The organism is Streptococcus mitis (assembly GCF_002096925.1).
Classification (GTDB): domain Bacteria; phylum Bacillota; class Bacilli; order Lactobacillales; family Streptococcaceae; genus Streptococcus; species Streptococcus mitis_AF.
Genome location: NZ_NCVN01000009.1, coordinates 1 through 17465 on the forward strand (window position 1 = coordinate 1; position 17465 = coordinate 17465).

At 34.0% G+C, this 17465-nt stretch carries 23 protein-coding genes; 3 read left to right on the plus strand and 20 right to left on the minus strand.

From position 1 onward, the window contains the following. Positions 1 to 635 (plus strand): IS3 family transposase (locus B7692_RS02340; RefSeq protein WP_142360013.1); only part of this gene is annotated, 635 nt, incomplete at its 5' end. Positions 636 to 752: 117 nt separating this feature from the next. On the opposite strand, the gene pezT is transcribed toward B7692_RS02340, so the two are convergent. From pezT to B7692_RS02440, 18 genes are all read right to left on the minus strand, one after another. Beyond that, on the minus strand, positions 753 to 1523 hold the full coding sequence (gene pezT / locus B7692_RS02345; protein WP_084929792.1) for a type II toxin-antitoxin system toxin PezT: 771 nt from the start codon (positions 1521 to 1523) through the stop codon (positions 753 to 755). After that, positions 1523 to 1999, minus strand: coding sequence for a type II toxin-antitoxin system antitoxin PezA (pezA, locus tag B7692_RS02350; protein ID WP_000579619.1), 477 nt, complete (start codon positions 1997 to 1999; stop codon positions 1523 to 1525). The genes pezT and pezA overlap by 1 nt, the downstream gene beginning before the upstream one ends. Before the next feature lie 286 nt (positions 2000 to 2285). Then, positions 2286 to 4676, minus strand: a complete 2391-nt coding sequence (locus B7692_RS02360) for an AAA family ATPase (protein ID WP_084929793.1) — start codon at positions 4674 to 4676, stop codon at positions 2286 to 2288. Positions 4677 to 5122: 446 nt separating this feature from the next. Then, positions 5123 to 5353: a hypothetical protein gene (locus B7692_RS02365; RefSeq protein ID WP_084929794.1), complete on the minus strand. Its 231-nt coding sequence runs from the start codon at positions 5351 to 5353 to the stop codon at positions 5123 to 5125. Between the two features lie 54 nt (positions 5354 to 5407). Beyond that, entirely contained in the window at positions 5408 to 5977 is a 570-nt protein-coding gene (locus tag B7692_RS02370) for a DUF3990 domain-containing protein (protein ID WP_239822367.1), read from the minus strand. 5 nt (positions 5978 to 5982) lie between these two features. After that, positions 5983 to 6258 carry a hypothetical protein gene (locus B7692_RS02375; protein WP_084929795.1) on the minus strand — a complete coding sequence of 92 codons (276 nt, stop codon included), beginning with the start codon at positions 6256 to 6258 and terminating at the stop codon, positions 5983 to 5985. 37 nt (positions 6259 to 6295) lie between these two features. Beyond that, complete coding sequence (locus B7692_RS02380; protein WP_000159223.1) at positions 6296 to 6679, minus strand: DUF5945 family protein; 384 nt, start codon at positions 6677 to 6679, stop codon at positions 6296 to 6298. Continuing rightward, positions 6676 to 6909, minus strand: coding sequence for a DUF5965 family protein (locus B7692_RS02385; RefSeq protein ID WP_000152419.1), 234 nt, complete (start codon positions 6907 to 6909; stop codon positions 6676 to 6678). Before B7692_RS02385 ends, B7692_RS02380 begins: the two co-directional genes overlap by 4 nt. 50 nt (positions 6910 to 6959) lie before the next feature. Then, positions 6960 to 8045, minus strand: coding sequence for a thioredoxin domain-containing protein (locus tag B7692_RS02390; protein WP_000510561.1), 1086 nt, complete (start codon positions 8043 to 8045; stop codon positions 6960 to 6962). A 9-nt stretch (positions 8046 to 8054) separates the two neighbouring features. Next, positions 8055 to 8696 (minus strand): hypothetical protein, encoded by a 642-nt coding sequence (locus B7692_RS02395; RefSeq protein ID WP_050078401.1) that lies wholly within the window; start codon positions 8694 to 8696, stop codon positions 8055 to 8057. Between the two features lie 328 nt (positions 8697 to 9024). After that, complete coding sequence (locus B7692_RS02405; protein WP_084929797.1) at positions 9025 to 10554, minus strand: ATP-binding cassette domain-containing protein; 1530 nt, start codon at positions 10552 to 10554, stop codon at positions 9025 to 9027. Further along, on the minus strand, positions 10538 to 10945 hold the full coding sequence (locus B7692_RS11170; protein ID WP_338153583.1) for an SPASM domain-containing protein: 408 nt from the start codon (positions 10943 to 10945) through the stop codon (positions 10538 to 10540). The genes B7692_RS02405 and B7692_RS11170 overlap by 17 nt, the downstream gene beginning before the upstream one ends. Positions 10946 to 11231: 286 nt before the next feature. Then, positions 11232 to 11540: a DUF5966 family protein gene (locus tag B7692_RS02415; RefSeq protein ID WP_084929798.1), complete on the minus strand. Its 309-nt coding sequence runs from the start codon at positions 11538 to 11540 to the stop codon at positions 11232 to 11234. After that, positions 11533 to 11817: a DUF5962 family protein gene (locus tag B7692_RS02420; protein ID WP_064276741.1), complete on the minus strand. Its 285-nt coding sequence runs from the start codon at positions 11815 to 11817 to the stop codon at positions 11533 to 11535. The genes B7692_RS02415 and B7692_RS02420 overlap by 8 nt, the downstream gene beginning before the upstream one ends. Positions 11818 to 11891: 74 nt before the next feature. Then, a complete protein-coding gene (locus B7692_RS02425) occupies positions 11892 to 12620 on the minus strand; it encodes an ABC transporter permease (protein WP_084929799.1) in 729 nt (242 codons plus the stop codon). After that, positions 12617 to 13366: an ABC transporter permease gene (locus tag B7692_RS02430; protein WP_049500917.1), complete on the minus strand. Its 750-nt coding sequence runs from the start codon at positions 13364 to 13366 to the stop codon at positions 12617 to 12619. The genes B7692_RS02425 and B7692_RS02430 overlap by 4 nt, the downstream gene beginning before the upstream one ends. A 5-nt stretch (positions 13367 to 13371) precedes the next feature. Continuing rightward, complete coding sequence (locus B7692_RS02435) at positions 13372 to 14283, minus strand: ABC transporter ATP-binding protein (protein WP_080976359.1); 912 nt, start codon at positions 14281 to 14283, stop codon at positions 13372 to 13374. A 153-nt stretch (positions 14284 to 14436) separates the two neighbouring features. Beyond that, positions 14437 to 14571 carry a type A2 lanthipeptide gene (locus tag B7692_RS02440; RefSeq protein WP_084929800.1) on the minus strand — a complete coding sequence of 45 codons (135 nt, stop codon included), beginning with the start codon at positions 14569 to 14571 and terminating at the stop codon, positions 14437 to 14439. A gap of 179 nt (positions 14572 to 14750) precedes the next feature. On the opposite strand from B7692_RS02440, the gene B7692_RS02445 reads away from it, so the two are divergent. Together B7692_RS02445 and B7692_RS02450 are read left to right on the plus strand one after the other, a co-directional pair. After that, entirely contained in the window at positions 14751 to 15449 is a 699-nt protein-coding gene (locus B7692_RS02445; RefSeq protein WP_084929801.1) for a response regulator transcription factor, read from the plus strand. Then, entirely contained in the window at positions 15446 to 16816 is a 1371-nt protein-coding gene (locus tag B7692_RS02450) for a sensor histidine kinase (RefSeq protein WP_084929802.1), read from the plus strand. The genes B7692_RS02445 and B7692_RS02450 overlap by 4 nt, the downstream gene beginning before the upstream one ends. Before the next feature lie 23 nt (positions 16817 to 16839). On the opposite strand, the gene B7692_RS02455 is transcribed toward B7692_RS02450, so the two are convergent. Together B7692_RS02455 and B7692_RS02460 are read right to left on the minus strand one after the other, a co-directional pair. Further along, a complete protein-coding gene (locus tag B7692_RS02455) occupies positions 16840 to 17148 on the minus strand; it encodes a DUF5966 family protein (RefSeq protein WP_084929803.1) in 309 nt (102 codons plus the stop codon). Positions 17149 to 17161: 13 nt separating this feature from the next. Further along, positions 17162 to 17446, minus strand: coding sequence for a DUF5962 family protein (locus B7692_RS02460; RefSeq protein ID WP_000969637.1), 285 nt, complete (start codon positions 17444 to 17446; stop codon positions 17162 to 17164). Positions 17447 to 17465: the final 19 nt, after the last annotated feature.

The window sequence follows — 17465 nt, forward strand, 5'->3', positions numbered from 1 at the left end:
GTGGTTATCTGGTAAATCATAAAAGAGTTCAACGCTTGATGAAAGTACTCAATTTACAAGCTAAAATGCGACAGAAACGAAAATATTCTTCTCATGGTAAGAAGGCAGAGAATCTCATTCAACGTCAATTTGAAGGCTCTAAACCAATGGAAAAGTGTTATACGGATGTGACAGAGTTTACCATTCCAAATAGCACTCAGAAACTCTATTTATCGCCCGTTTTAGATGGTTTCAACAGCGAAATTATCGCCTATAATCTTTCTACTTCACCGAACTTGGAACAAGTGAAGAGCATGTTAAAACAGGCCTTCACAGAGAATTACTACGAGAATACTGTTCTTCATAGTGACCAAGGATGGCAATACCAACACGATTCTTATCATCGGTTCCTAGAGAGCACGGGAATTCAAGCATCCATGTCACGTAAGGATAACAGCCCAGACAACGGTATGATGGAGTCCTTCTTTGGCATTCTGAAATCGGAGATGTTTTACGGTTATGAGAAGTCGTTTCAGTCGCTTAAGCAATTGGAACAAGCCATTGTAGACTATATTGATTACTACAACAATAAACGAATTAAGGTAAAACTAAAAGGACTTAGCCCTGTACAATACAGAACTAAATCCTTCGGATAAATTAATTGTCTAACTTTTGGGGGTCAGTACAGTTTCAACACCTAATACTATGCGTTTTTCTGATTTTAAAGACTTTTTTTATCCTAACTAAATAGACTTTATTTTAAAATCCGAGATCTAATAACCATTTCGATTAGTTAAATCTTTCAATCTTTCTTCTCCAGATTTAAGCATCTCTTTCTCTACATTACTCCATTTTCCGAAGAGGCATTCTTGAAGAACTGTTGCTACGGAAATCTCATCCGTTTCAGAATCGTAAATACATGTCCTATCTCTTTGGTAAATTTGAATGCGGTCAAAGAGTTTATCGTTTTCTAACTCTCTTAGGTTATCAACCAAATGCTCTACAATACCATCATGATGTTCTTTTGGAGTTGCGCGTGCTTGAGTTGGATTGATAGAGTACAGTTCTTCGTACCGGATAAGGGTACTCAGATAAGACAGCTCAGGCTTTGTCGCAATTAAGTCTAATTGTACTTCATATCCCTTATTTTTCAATAGTTGTGCTGTTTTCTTTGGAACATCAATAGTACGTAAAGTTCCCTCAATCAAAAGATTGTATCCCAAATGACTCAATTCTCTCACTAAAGACTCCACCATTTTTCCTGCAAAATCCTTGGTGTATTCAACACTATCTTTGCCATATTCTTGCTGCAATTCTAAATAGTGTGGATGCTGAGAACGAAAACTATCGCCATCTATGATAACAATATTTCCTTGAAATTCTTTCTGTTTAATACGATGAATTGTAGTCTTACCAGCACCACTTTGCCCTCCAAGTAAAATCGCAATAGGTTGCTTACTGGACTTTTTTCTTCTTGTCAGTGAGCGAAGGTTCCGTGCTAGAGCATGTTTGAATTCACTATCAGTATAATCTTGGATTTCCATTAGGCTACCATCCGTTTTTCAGATATCTCTAACATACGTTCAATTCCATCCAAATAGCCACTATATCTCTCTATTTCATCAAAAGTCTCTACTAAATAGATATTCGTATGAATCAAGTCAGATAGATCGTCACTCATTAAAATCCAAGGATTAGATTCATCATCAATGCTAATTCCCTGACTATCTTGATAACGATAAAGTCTAGATAGTAGATTAGCACCTCTTTCTTTCACAATTTCAATTTTTAAAGTCAATTCATAATCTTCAACAGGATTGAGCATTTTATCTTCTCCTACAATATCGACATAAGATACATTAAACTTCTGACAAATGATGTCTATTAATTCGGTAGAGACTGAACTCGTTCCATTTTCATAACGACTCAGACTATTTCGTGAAATACCTACAATCCGTGCAAATTCGGGTTGTGTTAAGTCATGTGTTTTACGTAAGGATTTTATGTTCTTTCCAATCATGGCAAACTCCTTTATTTTTATAATTCAATTATAGCATAAAAAAGCATAACGCACCAATTTTGGTGCGTTATTTCTTATTTTTCTAGCCTAAACTTTACTTCTAAAAAAGCCACCTAAAAGGGAGCATAACACTCAACAGTATAGAGATAATACTCTTCGAAAATCAAATTCAAACCGCGTCAGCTTCGCCTTGCCATACCTAAGTACAGTCTGCGACTAGCTTCCTAGTTTGCTCTTTGATTTTCGTTGAGTATAAGTACATCTCTTTAATGAAATGTCGTTATTTTTATCTATCTTCCAGAAAATCTGGGTGAGTTAAATTACTATTATTGAGAAATGATTTAAATTGTTCTGGATCATTTCGATGTAAGACGCCTAATATTATTCTAGCATCATGCTTAAACTCGCATGTATTAATGGGATTGCGAGTTCTATCAAACCTATCTTCTCCATGAGAGTACTCATTATTTATACGTTGTATAAACGGAGCATTCTCACCTCCGAAATAATTAATAATTTTATTGTCATTGTTTGTTTGACAGTCAGGATATTTAAAGTACAAAAGAGTTTCAATAAACTTTCTGCCGTTATTTGGAAAATTATAAAAAACAGAAAAATTATTTTCGTCTTCATCTTCCGTCGCCACTCTATATATTTGTTCAAACAGGAATACAAATTCCGTGACTTTATTTGACATATAATTAGGCAAATTTTTTATATAACTTTTTGACGGGATATTTTCAGCTTCTTTTATCTTTTCTATTAAGTAATAATCTTTTTTATTAGAAAATCTATTTGTATATTTCAAGAAATCTAGATTATGAGTGGACAAGAAGTACTGTAAAAATTCTTTCTTTTTTAGAAGACAAAAAATTAGGTTGTAAATATAAAAAATGTTATTTTCATCTAGACTAGAGACAGGGTCATCAATAAATAAGATTGTTTTTGACTTTTCTTCTGTCGACAAACTTTCTAATCTTGTAATATAATAAGCAAAGGCTATTAATGATTTTTCTCCTTCACTTAGATTATATTCTCTTTCTTCATTTCGAGAAACTTCGAAATATATACCTTCCTCATCATCGACTGATTTTAGGGACATCTCTGAATGTGCTAAAGAATTTTGAAGTATCATATTTATACGTTTTACTGCTTCAGATTCTGACTTTAAACTACCTTCAAGTTCACTAATATCTTTCTCAAATTTTTCTTTTTCTTCGTTTAATATTTTCTGCTCCAAATTTATTTTTTCCATATACTCTTGGAGTTGGTCAACTTCTTGAGATAGTTTAGTGAACTCAGGTACAGGGAACTCTTTTACAATATAATATCTTCGAAGAAAATCTAAACTTTTAGTTTTCCTATCCTCAAATTGTTCTATCTGTTTAATAGTGTCATCATATAGTGAGTTAATCTCAACTTGAATTTCGGAAAAATCAATCCAATTTAAATCATTAATTTCAATTTTAGAAAAAATGTCTCGTTGTTTTTCTGAAATTTTTGATTCTAGTATTTCTAGAACTCTTTTTCTATTATCAGTATTATTTTCAATCTTTTTGTTTATATTTTGAATATCAGATACAGAATCTTTAAAATAATCTTCCTTATTAATATTTGGAATAGCATCTAATTTTTGGATTTCTGATTTTATCCTATTATTTTGCAGCACTAATTGGTTTTCCAGAGATCTTAACTCATCAGAAAAAGCCAACTTTAGATTTTTAATGAGGTCACTATCAATGCTATTACCACAAAATACACATTTTTCTGGATTATCTCCATGGATATCAACACCATGCTTAATCCAATTTATTGTATCTGGACTATCTTTATATTCATCTAAAATATTACTTACTGAGACAACTTTAGATAAAAGTTTCTTCGTATTTTCTAAAAATAATGTGAAATTAAAATTTTTATCAAAACTAACTAAATCAATTTTTTGTGGTTTATTTATGTTTTTTTCGAGAATTCGTATTTTGGCTTGTTCAACATTCTTTTCTAACTCAGCTACAGCCTTCTCATCATCTTGTAATGGTAAAATAGGAAAATGAGCTGAATGTTTTTCAAACTCCTCCTTTATATCTCGTATATCATATTTATTACCAACTACGACCGAGGGATTCTTTAAATTCTTGATTTTTGAAGCAGTTGTTCTCAGTTTTGAATCTAAACTATCTTTACTGATTTTAGTCTTTTGTTGTTTTTTAGTTATATCCGATTTAATCTGTGATAATTTTTCATTTCTAGGTTTTAGTTTGTTCAATCGTATATCTTCGATTTTTTTCAAGGTTTCATTAGTATCACTACCTATTGAAATTTGGAAACTATTTAATTTATTGTCGTTGTGAAGATAAATATTATCGTCAATAAATCGCTGATTAAAAACTTTGCAATCTATTGGTAACTCGCTACCTATTTCGTTTGACTTAATAATCCTATGATTAGCTAGTTTGACTTCAAAATCTATCTTTTCATACTTTTCTGGAAGTTGCTTAAGTTCAATACTTTGAAAAATTTTCGAATAAGTACTTTTTCCGGAATAGTTTCTACCGTAAAAAATATTAATTCTTCCATCATTAAAATCATTACCGATACCTGATTGACTATGCTGTTTGTAATTTTTATAGCAACCAAAATCTTTGATATCAATTCTTTTTATTTCTAAATCTGACATAATTTATACCTCTCTTTCATTATATCATATAGAGATAACATAAAACAGGATGCGTACTCAAATTACTTTATAAATGAGAATCATTCCAATCGCTCTTCGAATCGTGCCAATGAAGCAACTTCTTTCAACTCTGTAAAATAAGATTTTTAAGCCTAATCTATCACATGAAATACTGCAAAACTTAGTCTAAATTTGTCAGTCTAACTTATTCCGATAGGAGTTTCATTTCTGACTTGACAAAAATGAGTCACAAGCCGACTGTCACGAAACACAACTGAACTATTCTGGTAGACATTTATTACAATTTATCGGAAAACTAAATAACGAAAAAGCGAGTCAGGCGGACTGACTCGCTACTATTAACCCTGATAACTGAACTGCTAGCTATCAACTTGGCTAAGAGTAATTTCTTTCTTTTGAGGTCACTTGTTTCAAAATACTATACATTAAAATACTCTAAAATACTCTTGTTTAATTTTTGTAAGCAGATTGTTAGCAACCGAAGTTACACCAACATGCATCAGTTCAGGATCAGAATAATCTAGATTACGAGCATAGCCTTCTGCAACAGTCTGAGCAATACGCTTATCCAATTTATAATTAGAGGCTTTTAATAGTGCTTGAAATAATTCTGAACTATATAGTTTAATATTATTTTCCAATGATACTACTGCCATTTTTGTAACTCCTCTCCTGTTTTTGATTGATAAACCTTCTCTATTTTCATTATATCACAAAAAAGATTGGTTGTGGATGGATAATTGTTTAAAAGAATATGGTTTTCTAAACTCAGCAAGCATTTCTTCTTTTGTAATTTCATTCTGACGAAAACGAGCTAAAGCTTGGGTTGGATTGTCATCAGTCTGAACACCATAGATAAAATCAAAATGGTGTTGTAATTCATCTGGATTTTCCCGATTTTGAAAGACAAATTCCGCAAAATCTAAATCTGACTCTGACTTTTTATATTTTGCAAAATAGTGACAATGATAGTCAGTGCTCTTAAAAATTTCTATAAAATTTGAAATACGAAATTCTACTATAATACCTACTTCTTCTTCAGAGTCAAAAATATTATTATTAGAGGTGCTTCGATTTAATACTTCAACTTGCTTGTTAATAAATTTTCTAGCTTGTTCAAAGTCAGGCGTGATATAGAAACCAGGTCCAAAGTCTAGCTCACTTCCTAAATTAAATTTAACATCGATTCCTTTTTTCAAGGATTCTAAATGTCTCAATAATGTAGCATGAAACCACTGCGTCTGACCTAGTTGCTTTTCCTGCTTGGTAGTCAACTCCAAAACATTTACTTCCTTCCGTCTTTCCTAAATCTCTCTAAATTCTTCTCCAATTGTTCCTTATGAAGTTGATTCTTAGCTTCCTTTAATGTGTCATCCAAAGTTTCTTCTCTGTAAGTTGATTCTGTTTTTAGTTGTTCTGATCCTTGATCTGGAGTGAAAATGATATCTAACAGTCGGTCTATTTTTTCAAGATCTTGGACAGACATATCAGATAGTCTATGAATCAGCTTTTTAAATACATCACTATTGTCGTGATTTTTCTTAAAAAATGTTGTAAACATCTATAACCTCTCAAAAAAAGCAGCCTATCAGGACTGCTTAGTGTAATTCGGAAATCGCATCATAAATGGACTGCAATTTCTTATTGTCTTTATTCTTTGTGTCGATCAACGTATGTAGCTCTTCAATTTTCTTTTGACTACTTTGAATATCGCTATTGTTATCCGCAATAAGTCTTTTAAGATGTTGCTGATAACTTGTAGTGATATCTGTCTCTTTTCCTGTTCTAACCTCTGTAACTTTAGGTTTAGAACTAGAATTTGATTCCGTCACAGGCGCTTGTTTTCGCTTTTGAAAAGCTGCTTCATAATTTACATCATTACCTCCTTGATGATTTCCAAATAAGGCCGCAATTTTATCTGAATCCCCTTGATTTTCTGATTTACTTTCTAATGGTTGATTAAAATTCCAATCTTTTGTCATTCACTCATTTCATCCTTTCTAAATTCAGAATCATCGAATTGTCTTTCTTTACCAAAGGCATGGTCAAGAGCTTCTTCAAAACTCATGTGACTGATGCTTTGACGCCTTTTGAACGTCGCAAACATCGCTGTCTCCAGTTGCTCTTTGTAAGCAGCGAGTTTTTCTGTCTCTCTTGCTACCTTGCTTTCTTGCCTAGTGACCTTTTCTTCTAAGCGCTCGATTATGGTCATATACGATCCTCCTTCATTCTAATATTAGCTAAAACATCTTGATTTTGTTATCACAATTCTAAACATTGAGAGTTTTGTCTTACTGGTGGATTTCCAAATGTCTCTTTTACAGTTTCAAGCTTAAATTGAAAATCTGATTTCTTTTCTCTAAGAATATCGTTCCAGTCTATTTTTTCTTTCCCAGATTCATTATTAGGTAAATCCAGTAAAACAGGAAATCCTGATTGAGATAACTTATCAGAAAAATCTTTTCCTGCATCATCACAATCTACCGCAAGTGTCAATAAATCAGGATGATTATCGAAATAGGTGGTGGTATCACGAATTGTATTGATCAAATGCAATAACTTTGAAGGTGTTACTGTATCTAAAAATTCCAACTTCTGATTTTCTTCAGCTATTAGTCGTAAAGTTTGATAAGCAACAACAGACCTTTTTAATCCTTCCATAGATACCAAACGAACATTAGTTAGACTTTGTTGATGAAGTTCGTAATAGCTCATCAAGTCGATGAACGATTCACAAAAGACCAGTCTATTTGGTTTACCAATGTCAAAGGATATTCCAACATGTCCATGGCTTCCTTTTAGAATCGTTTTTAACCTTTCTCTAGGAAGAGAGTGATTCTTATAAATTCCTTGTAAGCTTGCTGCCTGCAGCTTGTGGCGATGATCAAAGCTTTTAAAAACGTTAACAGGTTCAACTGTTTCATTTGTTTTCCAACTAGCTTGTGCTATCAAACCTTGTTGAATCATCTTTTGTATGATTTCTTCTGAGATTCCTCTACATTCTGTTAAGTAATATCTAGTCAAACTGCAGTTAGAATCTTCTACTCTCTTTAAAGGATAATAAAATGGTCTCTCTCTTTTTTCTTGAATAGCTTCTTTTTGAAAAGGTTCTTCAGAAAGAAAGGCTAGAGCTTCTTTAAAGGAAATTCCCTTAACAAGTCGAACAAAATCAATGACATCACCTTGAATATCTCTTGAAAACCATTTAAAAGTATTGGTAGTTGAAAAAATCCGAAATGAATCGTGTTCAGGATGTTCATAGACACTGCTCGAAACTTGTTTAAAGGAGATACCTAAACGATTGGCTACATCAAGAATTGAAATTTGCTTACATTCTTCTATTCCCATGCAATATCATCATTTTGTCGTAGTATTTGGCAGTGATGGTATTGATGATGATTCTTCTAAAGTTTTAGGAGTTGCATTATCTAAATCATCTAACCCAGATTTCCAAACCTGTACTTGATTGACCAATAACTTACCTGGTAGTTTCGAATAAGACAACTTAACCGTTCTGGTTTCTGTCTGATTGGTCTTTGATTGGTTGGCATTCTTTAAATCGGATACATAGGTTACATTATAAGACACCATAGCAATGGCTTGATTCGTAGTCTGATTGACAAAGATATCAGCTTTTTCAAAATGATAATCCAAAATATAATCCTTATACACTTGGTTCATGGCATCATTTTGACTTGACAATTCTTGAGAATAAGCTGATTCAGTCATATAAGGTTGAATACGTGTATTATTTTCTCCGAGCTTTTCTTTCGTATAGTACTGTGTCAAAAATTCTTTTACAGTATCTGATGACAAAATACTTGCTTTATCTTCTGCTTGTTTGTCCTCTACAAGTTTAGCTGCAGCCAATTCAATCTCTTTACGACTTTGTTTAGCAGTAGAATGTTGACCAGCAGTATATCCCATCATGAGAATAAAGCTAGTTGCAGCCACTGCTCCAACACTAATTAAGGCTTTAGTTTTGACTTTATTTAACATCTTAGACCTTCTTTCTATAAAAACTAGGTCAAGAATAACAGATAAAGCTTGAAAAAAGTATCACAATAGAAAAAGGACTCTACATTGAAAAAAGAATCCTTAATTTTTTATAATACTATCAAATAATTGTCTCAAATTCACCGAGCTTACAACGGGAAAAACGAGGCCTGAGTATAACAAGCGCACGGTATTTAGACCCCCAAAAAAACCGAAATGCGTTGAAAACGTATGATCAGTTTTATCATGACTAGATAATAGATGATGAAAATCAGAAATATCCAAAATCATATTCTTATGAAAACTCTTTTGAACTTGTGAAAAACTTATGTTAGTCATGTTTTAGAACTCTTTTCACGACAACCAACTTCCCATCCTTAATTTCCCAAATCTGATCAAAGCGTGATAGCATCTCTTCTTGACGGTGAAGTGTAAGGACGACAGCACTTGACAAGCTAAGTACCTTGTCTAATTCCTTTTGAAATTGTCTGGCATCCAAAGCAGAAAAAGGCTCATCCATGATAATTAGCGGACTATGACGATTTTTCTCCCGATTGAGATACATGTGCTGTTGCTGACCACCTGACAGGGACTGGGGTGGTATCTTTTCAAACTTTTCATCCCTAAAATTATCCTCAAAAGTCTTGAAAATAGTGACATTATTTTCATAAGATGAGATAAAGGTGTGCTCCTGTTGCAAAATCATACCAAATTTGCCCCAGAGTTGATGAACAGGGAGATGATCAAGTAAGATTTCACCTTGAAAATCTCGGTCAGTCCCGTTTAAAATGTTAAGCATACTACTCTTTCCAGAACCATTTTCGCCGATGAGGGCGATCTTGTCCCCCTTACGAATTTCAACGTGGGGAATAGTCAAGCTAGACTCCCCCAGTCGCTTGGTGATATGGTTTAGCATCAGGCTCTCGAAAGACATCTGAGGCGCCTGAACAGCGGACGGACGGCTGACAATTGCTTGAAAACTTTGCACCACAGGTTTGACCGACTCCAGCATTTGCAAGTCGTATAGGATTTCCTGGATTGGCTCCGAAAAAGCAGTGATATAGCCAAAGCTAGCCACAACCTCAGGAATGCCCAACTGCTGAGTGGCAAGGGAGTAAGCGAGATAAGCAAAAAGGACAATGCTGATAAACTCAAAGGAAAGCCCTGTCAGCAGAATACCCATGATTTTGGTCAAACCGTAACCCAAATACTTATTCTGCAAGGTATTGAGAGCATTTCGTTGCTGGTCCTGAAAGCCAGACAGGGTAACTTGATTGACCAGATGGTGTCCCTTGAGCAAATCCTCCAAAGTACGATAGTAATTTCCCTGCTTTTCTAGATAAACCTGCCGACGTTGGGCGGTTAACTTCCCCACAATCTTGGGAATTTGAATACTGACAGCTGTCGAAAAAAGCAAAATCAAAGCGACCAAAGGATTGATGGTGCGACTAATCACCACAGTGTAAATGAGAATCCTTAGAATTTGCTTGATAAAACTCATAAGAGGTGGTAGGTAGTCCTTCTCCAAGGAATCTAGGTCGTTTGATTGATAGGAAATGTACTCTGCCACCGTTTTCTTCTTGAAATCATGGTGCCTCAACTCCAAAAGCGAATGGAACCAGTCATTTTTAAGATGGGTGGAAAAGAGAATTGCCTGCTTCCAATCCAAACGCATCTGGATATAGTTGCAACCCAGATAGCACAACACCGCCAGGCAGTAGCCATACAAGGCAAATTGATAATGCCCCCGAACCAATTCCTGGGTGAAATAGGGTAGCAAGGCAGTGCAGACATTGGAAATACCACCAAAAACCAGATTAAAGAAAAGATACCAACGCAGCGGTTTAAGATAAATCTGCATAGACTATACTCCTTGCTAAAGCTGTTTTTTTGCATATCGTAGAACAATTTCTACTGTCTCCCGATTCTGATAATGCAATACCAGGACATTGCGTACAATAATTAGAAATAGCACATGTACTACAATTCTTACTGTTTTTTAAAGTGTTTTTTGATATCTTATTGAAAGCCGATCTATTCCATATTTCTTTAATAGGAGTCAGATATATATTTCCAAGACTCCTACTGTAAAGAGAACATGGTTGTACTGCTCCTAAACATGTTATATATAGTGATAATTGCACAGAACTACACGTTAAAAAATTTTCATTCTTATCAACAAAAGTAACACAATTTATTTCATCTATTTTTTTCTGAAGTGAAATTAGTTGTTTTAGACTCAACGATTTCACCCTAACCTTATTTCCGATTGTACCTCTCCTTGGAACAATTTGGGTATCAACCTTATATTTGAAATTATTTTTCTTACAAAAATCATATACTTTATCATATGACTAGATTATACCATAATAATTAAAGTTTTTATTAATTTATTAAAGGAGGTTTCACATGAATATTCCCAAAAGAAGATTCTTAATGATTTTACTTGAAATCATCATTATCATCGCCTTATAATTACAATTCTGTAATGTAGCCCCTATATAAAAAACAGCTGAACAACCTTGTTCAACTGTTTTTTTACTCTCTTTTCCAACTGATAATTTTTAAAATACCAAAGACAAGAAAGGTTAGATTAAAAGTTACATAAAATACTGTAAAACTGATCAGACCATTCTGGGATAAATCTTCCATATAAAGGGTCGGTTCAGTAAAGAACAGATAAATTCTATAGACTTCTACGAAAATAAGAAAACTGATAAAACTAATAAGGAAAAGTTCACTAGCAATAAGAAAGAGTCTCCATAAAAGAATGAGAATTCCTCCTACTGCTAAAAAAATTACTGGGACAAGGAGTAAATCATTCATGACTTTCTCCTTTCTAGTCAATCAATTGACGATAATGGGTAGCAAGAGAATAATCAAACTCTTCTAATTTTTGAACTAAGTCCAAATACTCCTCTTTCTCATGTTCTTCAAAGTCCACATATCGATGATTCTGAAGAGCGATTTCCAGTTGACTAGTGAGTTCTCGTTTAGAAAAACTGTAGTCCCCTGTCACTTCCTCATAATATCCCTTTAGCTCCTTGTAGGCTTGGTATTCTTCAGGTGTTTGAAATCCCTGTACTAAGGCTTCTTCTAATTGATAATTAGACCTTCTTTCTATAAAAACTAGGTCAAGAATAACAGATAAAGCTTGGAGCTTTTATCACAAGAAAAAGACTCCGAAGAGTCTTCGCATTACTTATGCAATTCTTTATTACTCAATGTATGAAAAATCCCCCACAGAAGAATATTTACAATGATAAACAGCACTATTTCCACTAAATTAAAGTCTATCAAATTCCGTGACCGCATTGCCACCATAGCTTGGGAGTAGGGATAGATTAAAGATAATTTATCTGATACAAAAATCATCATAAATCCTACGAAAGTACCAATAGCACCAATTCCCACAGATTTACTGAAAACACGAGTTTTAGCTGTCACAAAAAACTGTACTGCCATCATACTAATTGTTCCAAAAATCCCCAATAAATCCCACTTGAGGTAGGTGAATAAATTAGAAATTTCTAAATGAGCTAGGTGAGCACTGACATAAAAAATACCAAACAAGAACAACTGTAAAACAGCAATAAACAAGATAATTACTATTTCTTTTGCCAACAATAATTTCCCAAGACTGACATTATTAGCTCTGAGAAATTCAATATTTTTTCTATCAAACTCTTTTCCTAACATCATGGCTACATAAAGGCTGACCAAAATCGGAAAGAAAAGCTGGCTATAATAGAAGGTCAATTGTCCCCATAAAACAGGCACTTTTTCACTTTCTTCAACCATAGAATAAGCTGCACCAAAGTAAATCCCAAGACCAATCAGGCTACAAAAAGCTAATAAGCAAATACCAATCATCAACATGGAAAATTTTTTAGTTTTCCGCCATTCTACTGATAGATAAGACATCATAGCTTACCTCCTTTCTTTTCAACCAGATAGAGAGATAAGAAGAGATAGATTAGGGCTATTGGCAAATATGTAAATAGTTTAAATCCTAGGTTTGTCGCAAAAACATAACTCACTTGACTGGCGACTTGCTGGTAATCCACCAGAGACAGATATCCTATACCACCAAAAGGGGAAATCAGCTGTAGAAAAGCTGGTGCATGACCAAATCCAACTCCAAGAAATCCTCCGAAAATCCCTAATGCCAGTATCAATGCCTGCTTCTTCAGTAAAAACTGCAAAGTCAAAAACAGACAGGTTAAGACAAAAGAGGCTAGCAAGAAAATGACGATTTGCCAGAGGATTAGGCTAACAGGCATTTCTAGACCTGATAAGATTGCAATCAACTGGGCTACTACTCCCTCCAAAAAAGCGAGAAAGGTCAAAATGAACATGGTCAGTCCAAGCTTACTCAGAAAGATATGCCGTACATTTTCACCATTTGCCAAAAGCAGTTTGAAAGTGTTGCCCTCCTTCTCGTTCTTGACAATCCGCGATACAAAGAGAGCAATCACAATAGGGAGAATCAAGCCATTTACTTCTTTTATCATATAGAAAATTAGGCTAATCTGGTGCATGTCTGGATTACTTAGGTAGCGTGTAGCGGCTGCAATTGCCCAAGCAAATCCGACTCCCATAACTAGTATGCTAATGAGGAAGGATTTGGTTCGTTTTGCCTTGAGCAATTCAATAGACAAATTATTCAACATAAGACTCACTCCTTGGTTAAGTTGAGGAAGATAGATTCCAAGGTTTCTTGTTCTTGCTTCACTTCATAAATTGGAACTTTCTCGACTATTAAATCTCGTAACAAACTAGAAATCTGCTGATCGGCAAGGTTAGTCAGCTTGAGTTTATCCTCTTGTATCTCCAACATCTTGCACGGATAACCAAATAACACTTGGCTAATGGCTTCACGTCGACCTCTAAAATCCCCACGCACTTCCAGCCATTTATTGGACTGAATTTTACGAATTTCTCCCTCGTAAACCAGTTGACCATGATTGATAATCCCCACACGGTCAGCTATATGCTCTACTTCAGAAAGGATATGGGTAGAGATGAAGACAGTAATGCCCTGTTCCTTTGCCAACTTGATAATCAGTTCCCGAATTTCATGAATCCCTGCTGGGTCTAGCCCATTTGTTGGCTCATCCAGTATCAACAAACGCGGTTTCTTGACTAAGGCAAAGGCTAAAGCCAAGCGCTGTTTCATACCCAAAGAATAATCTTTAACCAATTTTTTCTTGTTTTTAGGTTGATCTAACCCCACAATTTTCAAGGTTTCCTGAATATTTTTCTGATCAAATCCAAGGATTTTTTGGAAGACCAAGAGATTTTCATAGCCTGTCAAATTAGGATAATAAGACGGTTCTTCAATCATAGAGCCAATTTGATTAAGATACTGCTTGTCCGTACCTATAGATTGACCGAACACTTCAATCTCCCCAGCTGTACGAGAAATCAAAGACAAAATCATCTTCATTGTGGTTGTTTTACCAGCTCCATTTGGACCTAGAAAACCATAAATCTCCCCTTGTTGAACTGATAAGGAACTAAGGTTAACTACCTGAGTGTCCTTAAATGCCTTTTGTAAGTTTTTTATCTGTAAAACATTACTAATCATTATGAACTTCCTCCTTTAAACCAAATAATTTTCTATAATTTTGATTTCTATAAATCAAATTATCATGAGTATCTTTGATAACATCTCTACTACTCTTATCAACAAAAATGATAGAATCAACATAATTCACAATATCTAATTGGTGACTCACTATTACCATTGTTTTGTCTGCATAAAATGAATTATTCCACTACCAGCACCAAGAACATTATCAAGTTCTTCAAGAGTTAATTCTTGAAGAGAATTCATTGCTTCAATCTCAACGAGATTCATTTGTTGTTTAGCCATTTGGAAATACCTCACTGATTAAAATTTATTTGAGAAGTATCTCTATCTAGGTTATGTCTTTATTATAGACATGCTAGATTAATTTTAAACTAAGCTAACCTTAATTTTACATTAAGATTAAAGTATCTTGCTTTTTTCATTCTTTTAAATGGTATAATATAGATAAGCGAGGTAAGATTATGAATTTCGAACAACAACTCCTGAATAAGCACATCCTTATCATTGATGACGATAAAATTTTAAACTCTTCCATAAGAGATATTCTCATTGCCTACGGATTTTCCAATCTAACATCAGCCTATGATATAGAATCTAGTTTGGACATGATTGAAACAGAGCAGTTCGACCTTTTCCTTTTGGACATTATGCTCCCCGATGGTGATGGCTACACATTAGCAAAACATATCCGAAAAAAAGGCGATACTCCTATCCTCTTTCTGACTGCCAAAAATAATCCTGAAGATGAGGTAGCTGGTTTCAATGCTGGTGGTGATGATTATGTCATAAAACCCTTCATTCCAAAAAGTCTTATCTATCGTATTATGGCTCTGCTCCGGAGAAGCTATAAATCAGAACAGGAAGCAATACAGATTGGACAGACTTTGGTGAGTTTTCGGAATGCAACAGTACAAAAAAATGGAGCAGAAATTTCTATTACACCAATTGAAATTAAGATTTTGAAAAAACTTTACGATAATAAAAATTACATCGTTTCAACTGAATCTCTCTGTGATACGATTTGGGGAGTGGATAGCTTTGGTTATGAAAACTCTTTGACTGTACATATTCGGAAAATTCGAGAAAAAATAGAAGAAAATCCTTCAAAACCTCAATATTTAAAGACAGCTAAAGGGCTGGGATATAAATTGTTATCATGATTATGAACCAAACCAAAATTTTAAGGTATTCACTAAAGAAATTTATCTTTTTTTCCATCATTATCTTTATTACCAATATTATTCTAATTGCCAGTTTTGTTTTCTACATTAGGGAAAAGCAAACTGCTACTGAGACTGTGAAAATAATTTCTGAACACATTACTATCACAAAAAATAACGTCCACATACCTAAAAATGATATTTCTAGTCTAAAAGAACAAAAGTTATGGCTCATGGTATTGGATAAGCATACTGGAAAACAAGTGTACGAACAGTATAAACCTACAGAAGTTCCTTCGCAATTTGACTATGGGGACATTTTACAGTTTTCTCGCTATTATCTTTCAGATTATCCTGTTTTTAGTCAGATAAAAGGTGACTACATCATTGTTGTTGGTTTTCCAAAAGATAAAATTGCTCGTTATAGTTATAATTACTTAGATATAGATAGTATTCGCCTAATTCCACTAGTGGCATTTGGAGTATTGATTTTCAACTGCCTTTATTTCGCTTTTCTTTACTACTATGGTGTGACGCATATCAATCGTAAAATTGCTCCTCTTGTAACTGCTATTCAGAATCTCCCAGATGGTTTGAAAAATCCAATAAATTCTATATCCGAACTAGAATATCTTACAACTGCAATTAATCAAACCGATACTCTACTCAAAGAGAATGAAGTCTTTAAAGAGCAATGGATTTCAGGAATTGCACACGATATCAAAACACCTCTTTCTGTCATCATTTCTAACGCGTCCTTGTTAAATGATTCTGAACTAGATACACAGTCTAAAAAACATATTCGCCCAATATTGACAGAATCCTATTACATCCAAAATATTTTAAATGACTTAAATATAGTAGCTCGCCTTTCATCCGGTCATCTTCAATTAAATCAGACTGAAACAAAAATTATCCCCTTCTTCAAAGACATTCTCATCCATATTTTAAATCAAGAAATCTGGAATGATTTTGAATTTGAATTTGATTACGATTATTCACTTGTTAATCAATCTATCATGATTGAGCAGTTTTTAATCACAAGAGTTATCCATAATATCATCTACAACTCTGTTTTACATAACGAAAAGGGTTGCACAATAAGAATCAACTTATTCAAAAAAGATACAAATGTAATTGTCGAAATCAAAGATAATGGACAGGGAGCTTCACCAGAAAAAATTGCTGAACTTAATGAATTATCTTTTAAAAACATTGATATTTCTAAAATTAGAACGACTGGAATTGGGCTAAAAATTTCAAAACAAATTGTTGATTTGCATCAGGGCTCTATTTCGTTTGCTAGTGTCCAAAATGAATTCTTTGAAAGTATCATTTCACTTCCGATCTTCAACATTACCAATTAGATAAAAAAATGGAGAAAAAACCATTAGAGTTTTCTCCATTTTTTTAATCTTATCTTCCACTTATACCCTGCCCAGCCTGCCAAGACAAGCAAAGCAAGATTAAAGATGATAAAGAAAGTCGTAAAACCAAATAATCCATTCTGTGCTAAATCTTCCGTGTAAAGTTCGGTCTCTGTAAAGAACAAATATATTCCATAGCCCTCCACGAAAATAAGAAAACTGATAAAACCAATAAGGAAAAGTCCACTGGCAATAAGAAAGAGTCTCCATAAAAGAATGAGAATTCCTCCTACTGCTAAAAAAATTACTGGGATAAGGAGTAAATCATTCATGACTTTCTCCTTTCTAATCAATCAACTGACGATAATGGGTGGCAAGAGAGGAATCAAACTCTTCTAATTTTTGAACTAAGTCCAAATACTCTTCTTTTTCATGTTCTTCAAAGTCCACACCTTGATGATTCTGAAGAGCGATTTCCAATTGACTAGTGAGCTCTCGTTTAGAAAAACTGTAATCCCCTGTCACTTCCTCATAATGTTCCTTTAACTCCTTGTAGGCTTGGTATTCTTCAGGTGTTTGAAATCCCTGTACCAAAGCCTCTTCTAATTGATAATAGGTATCTTCCATCATAATCGTTACCTCGTTTCTT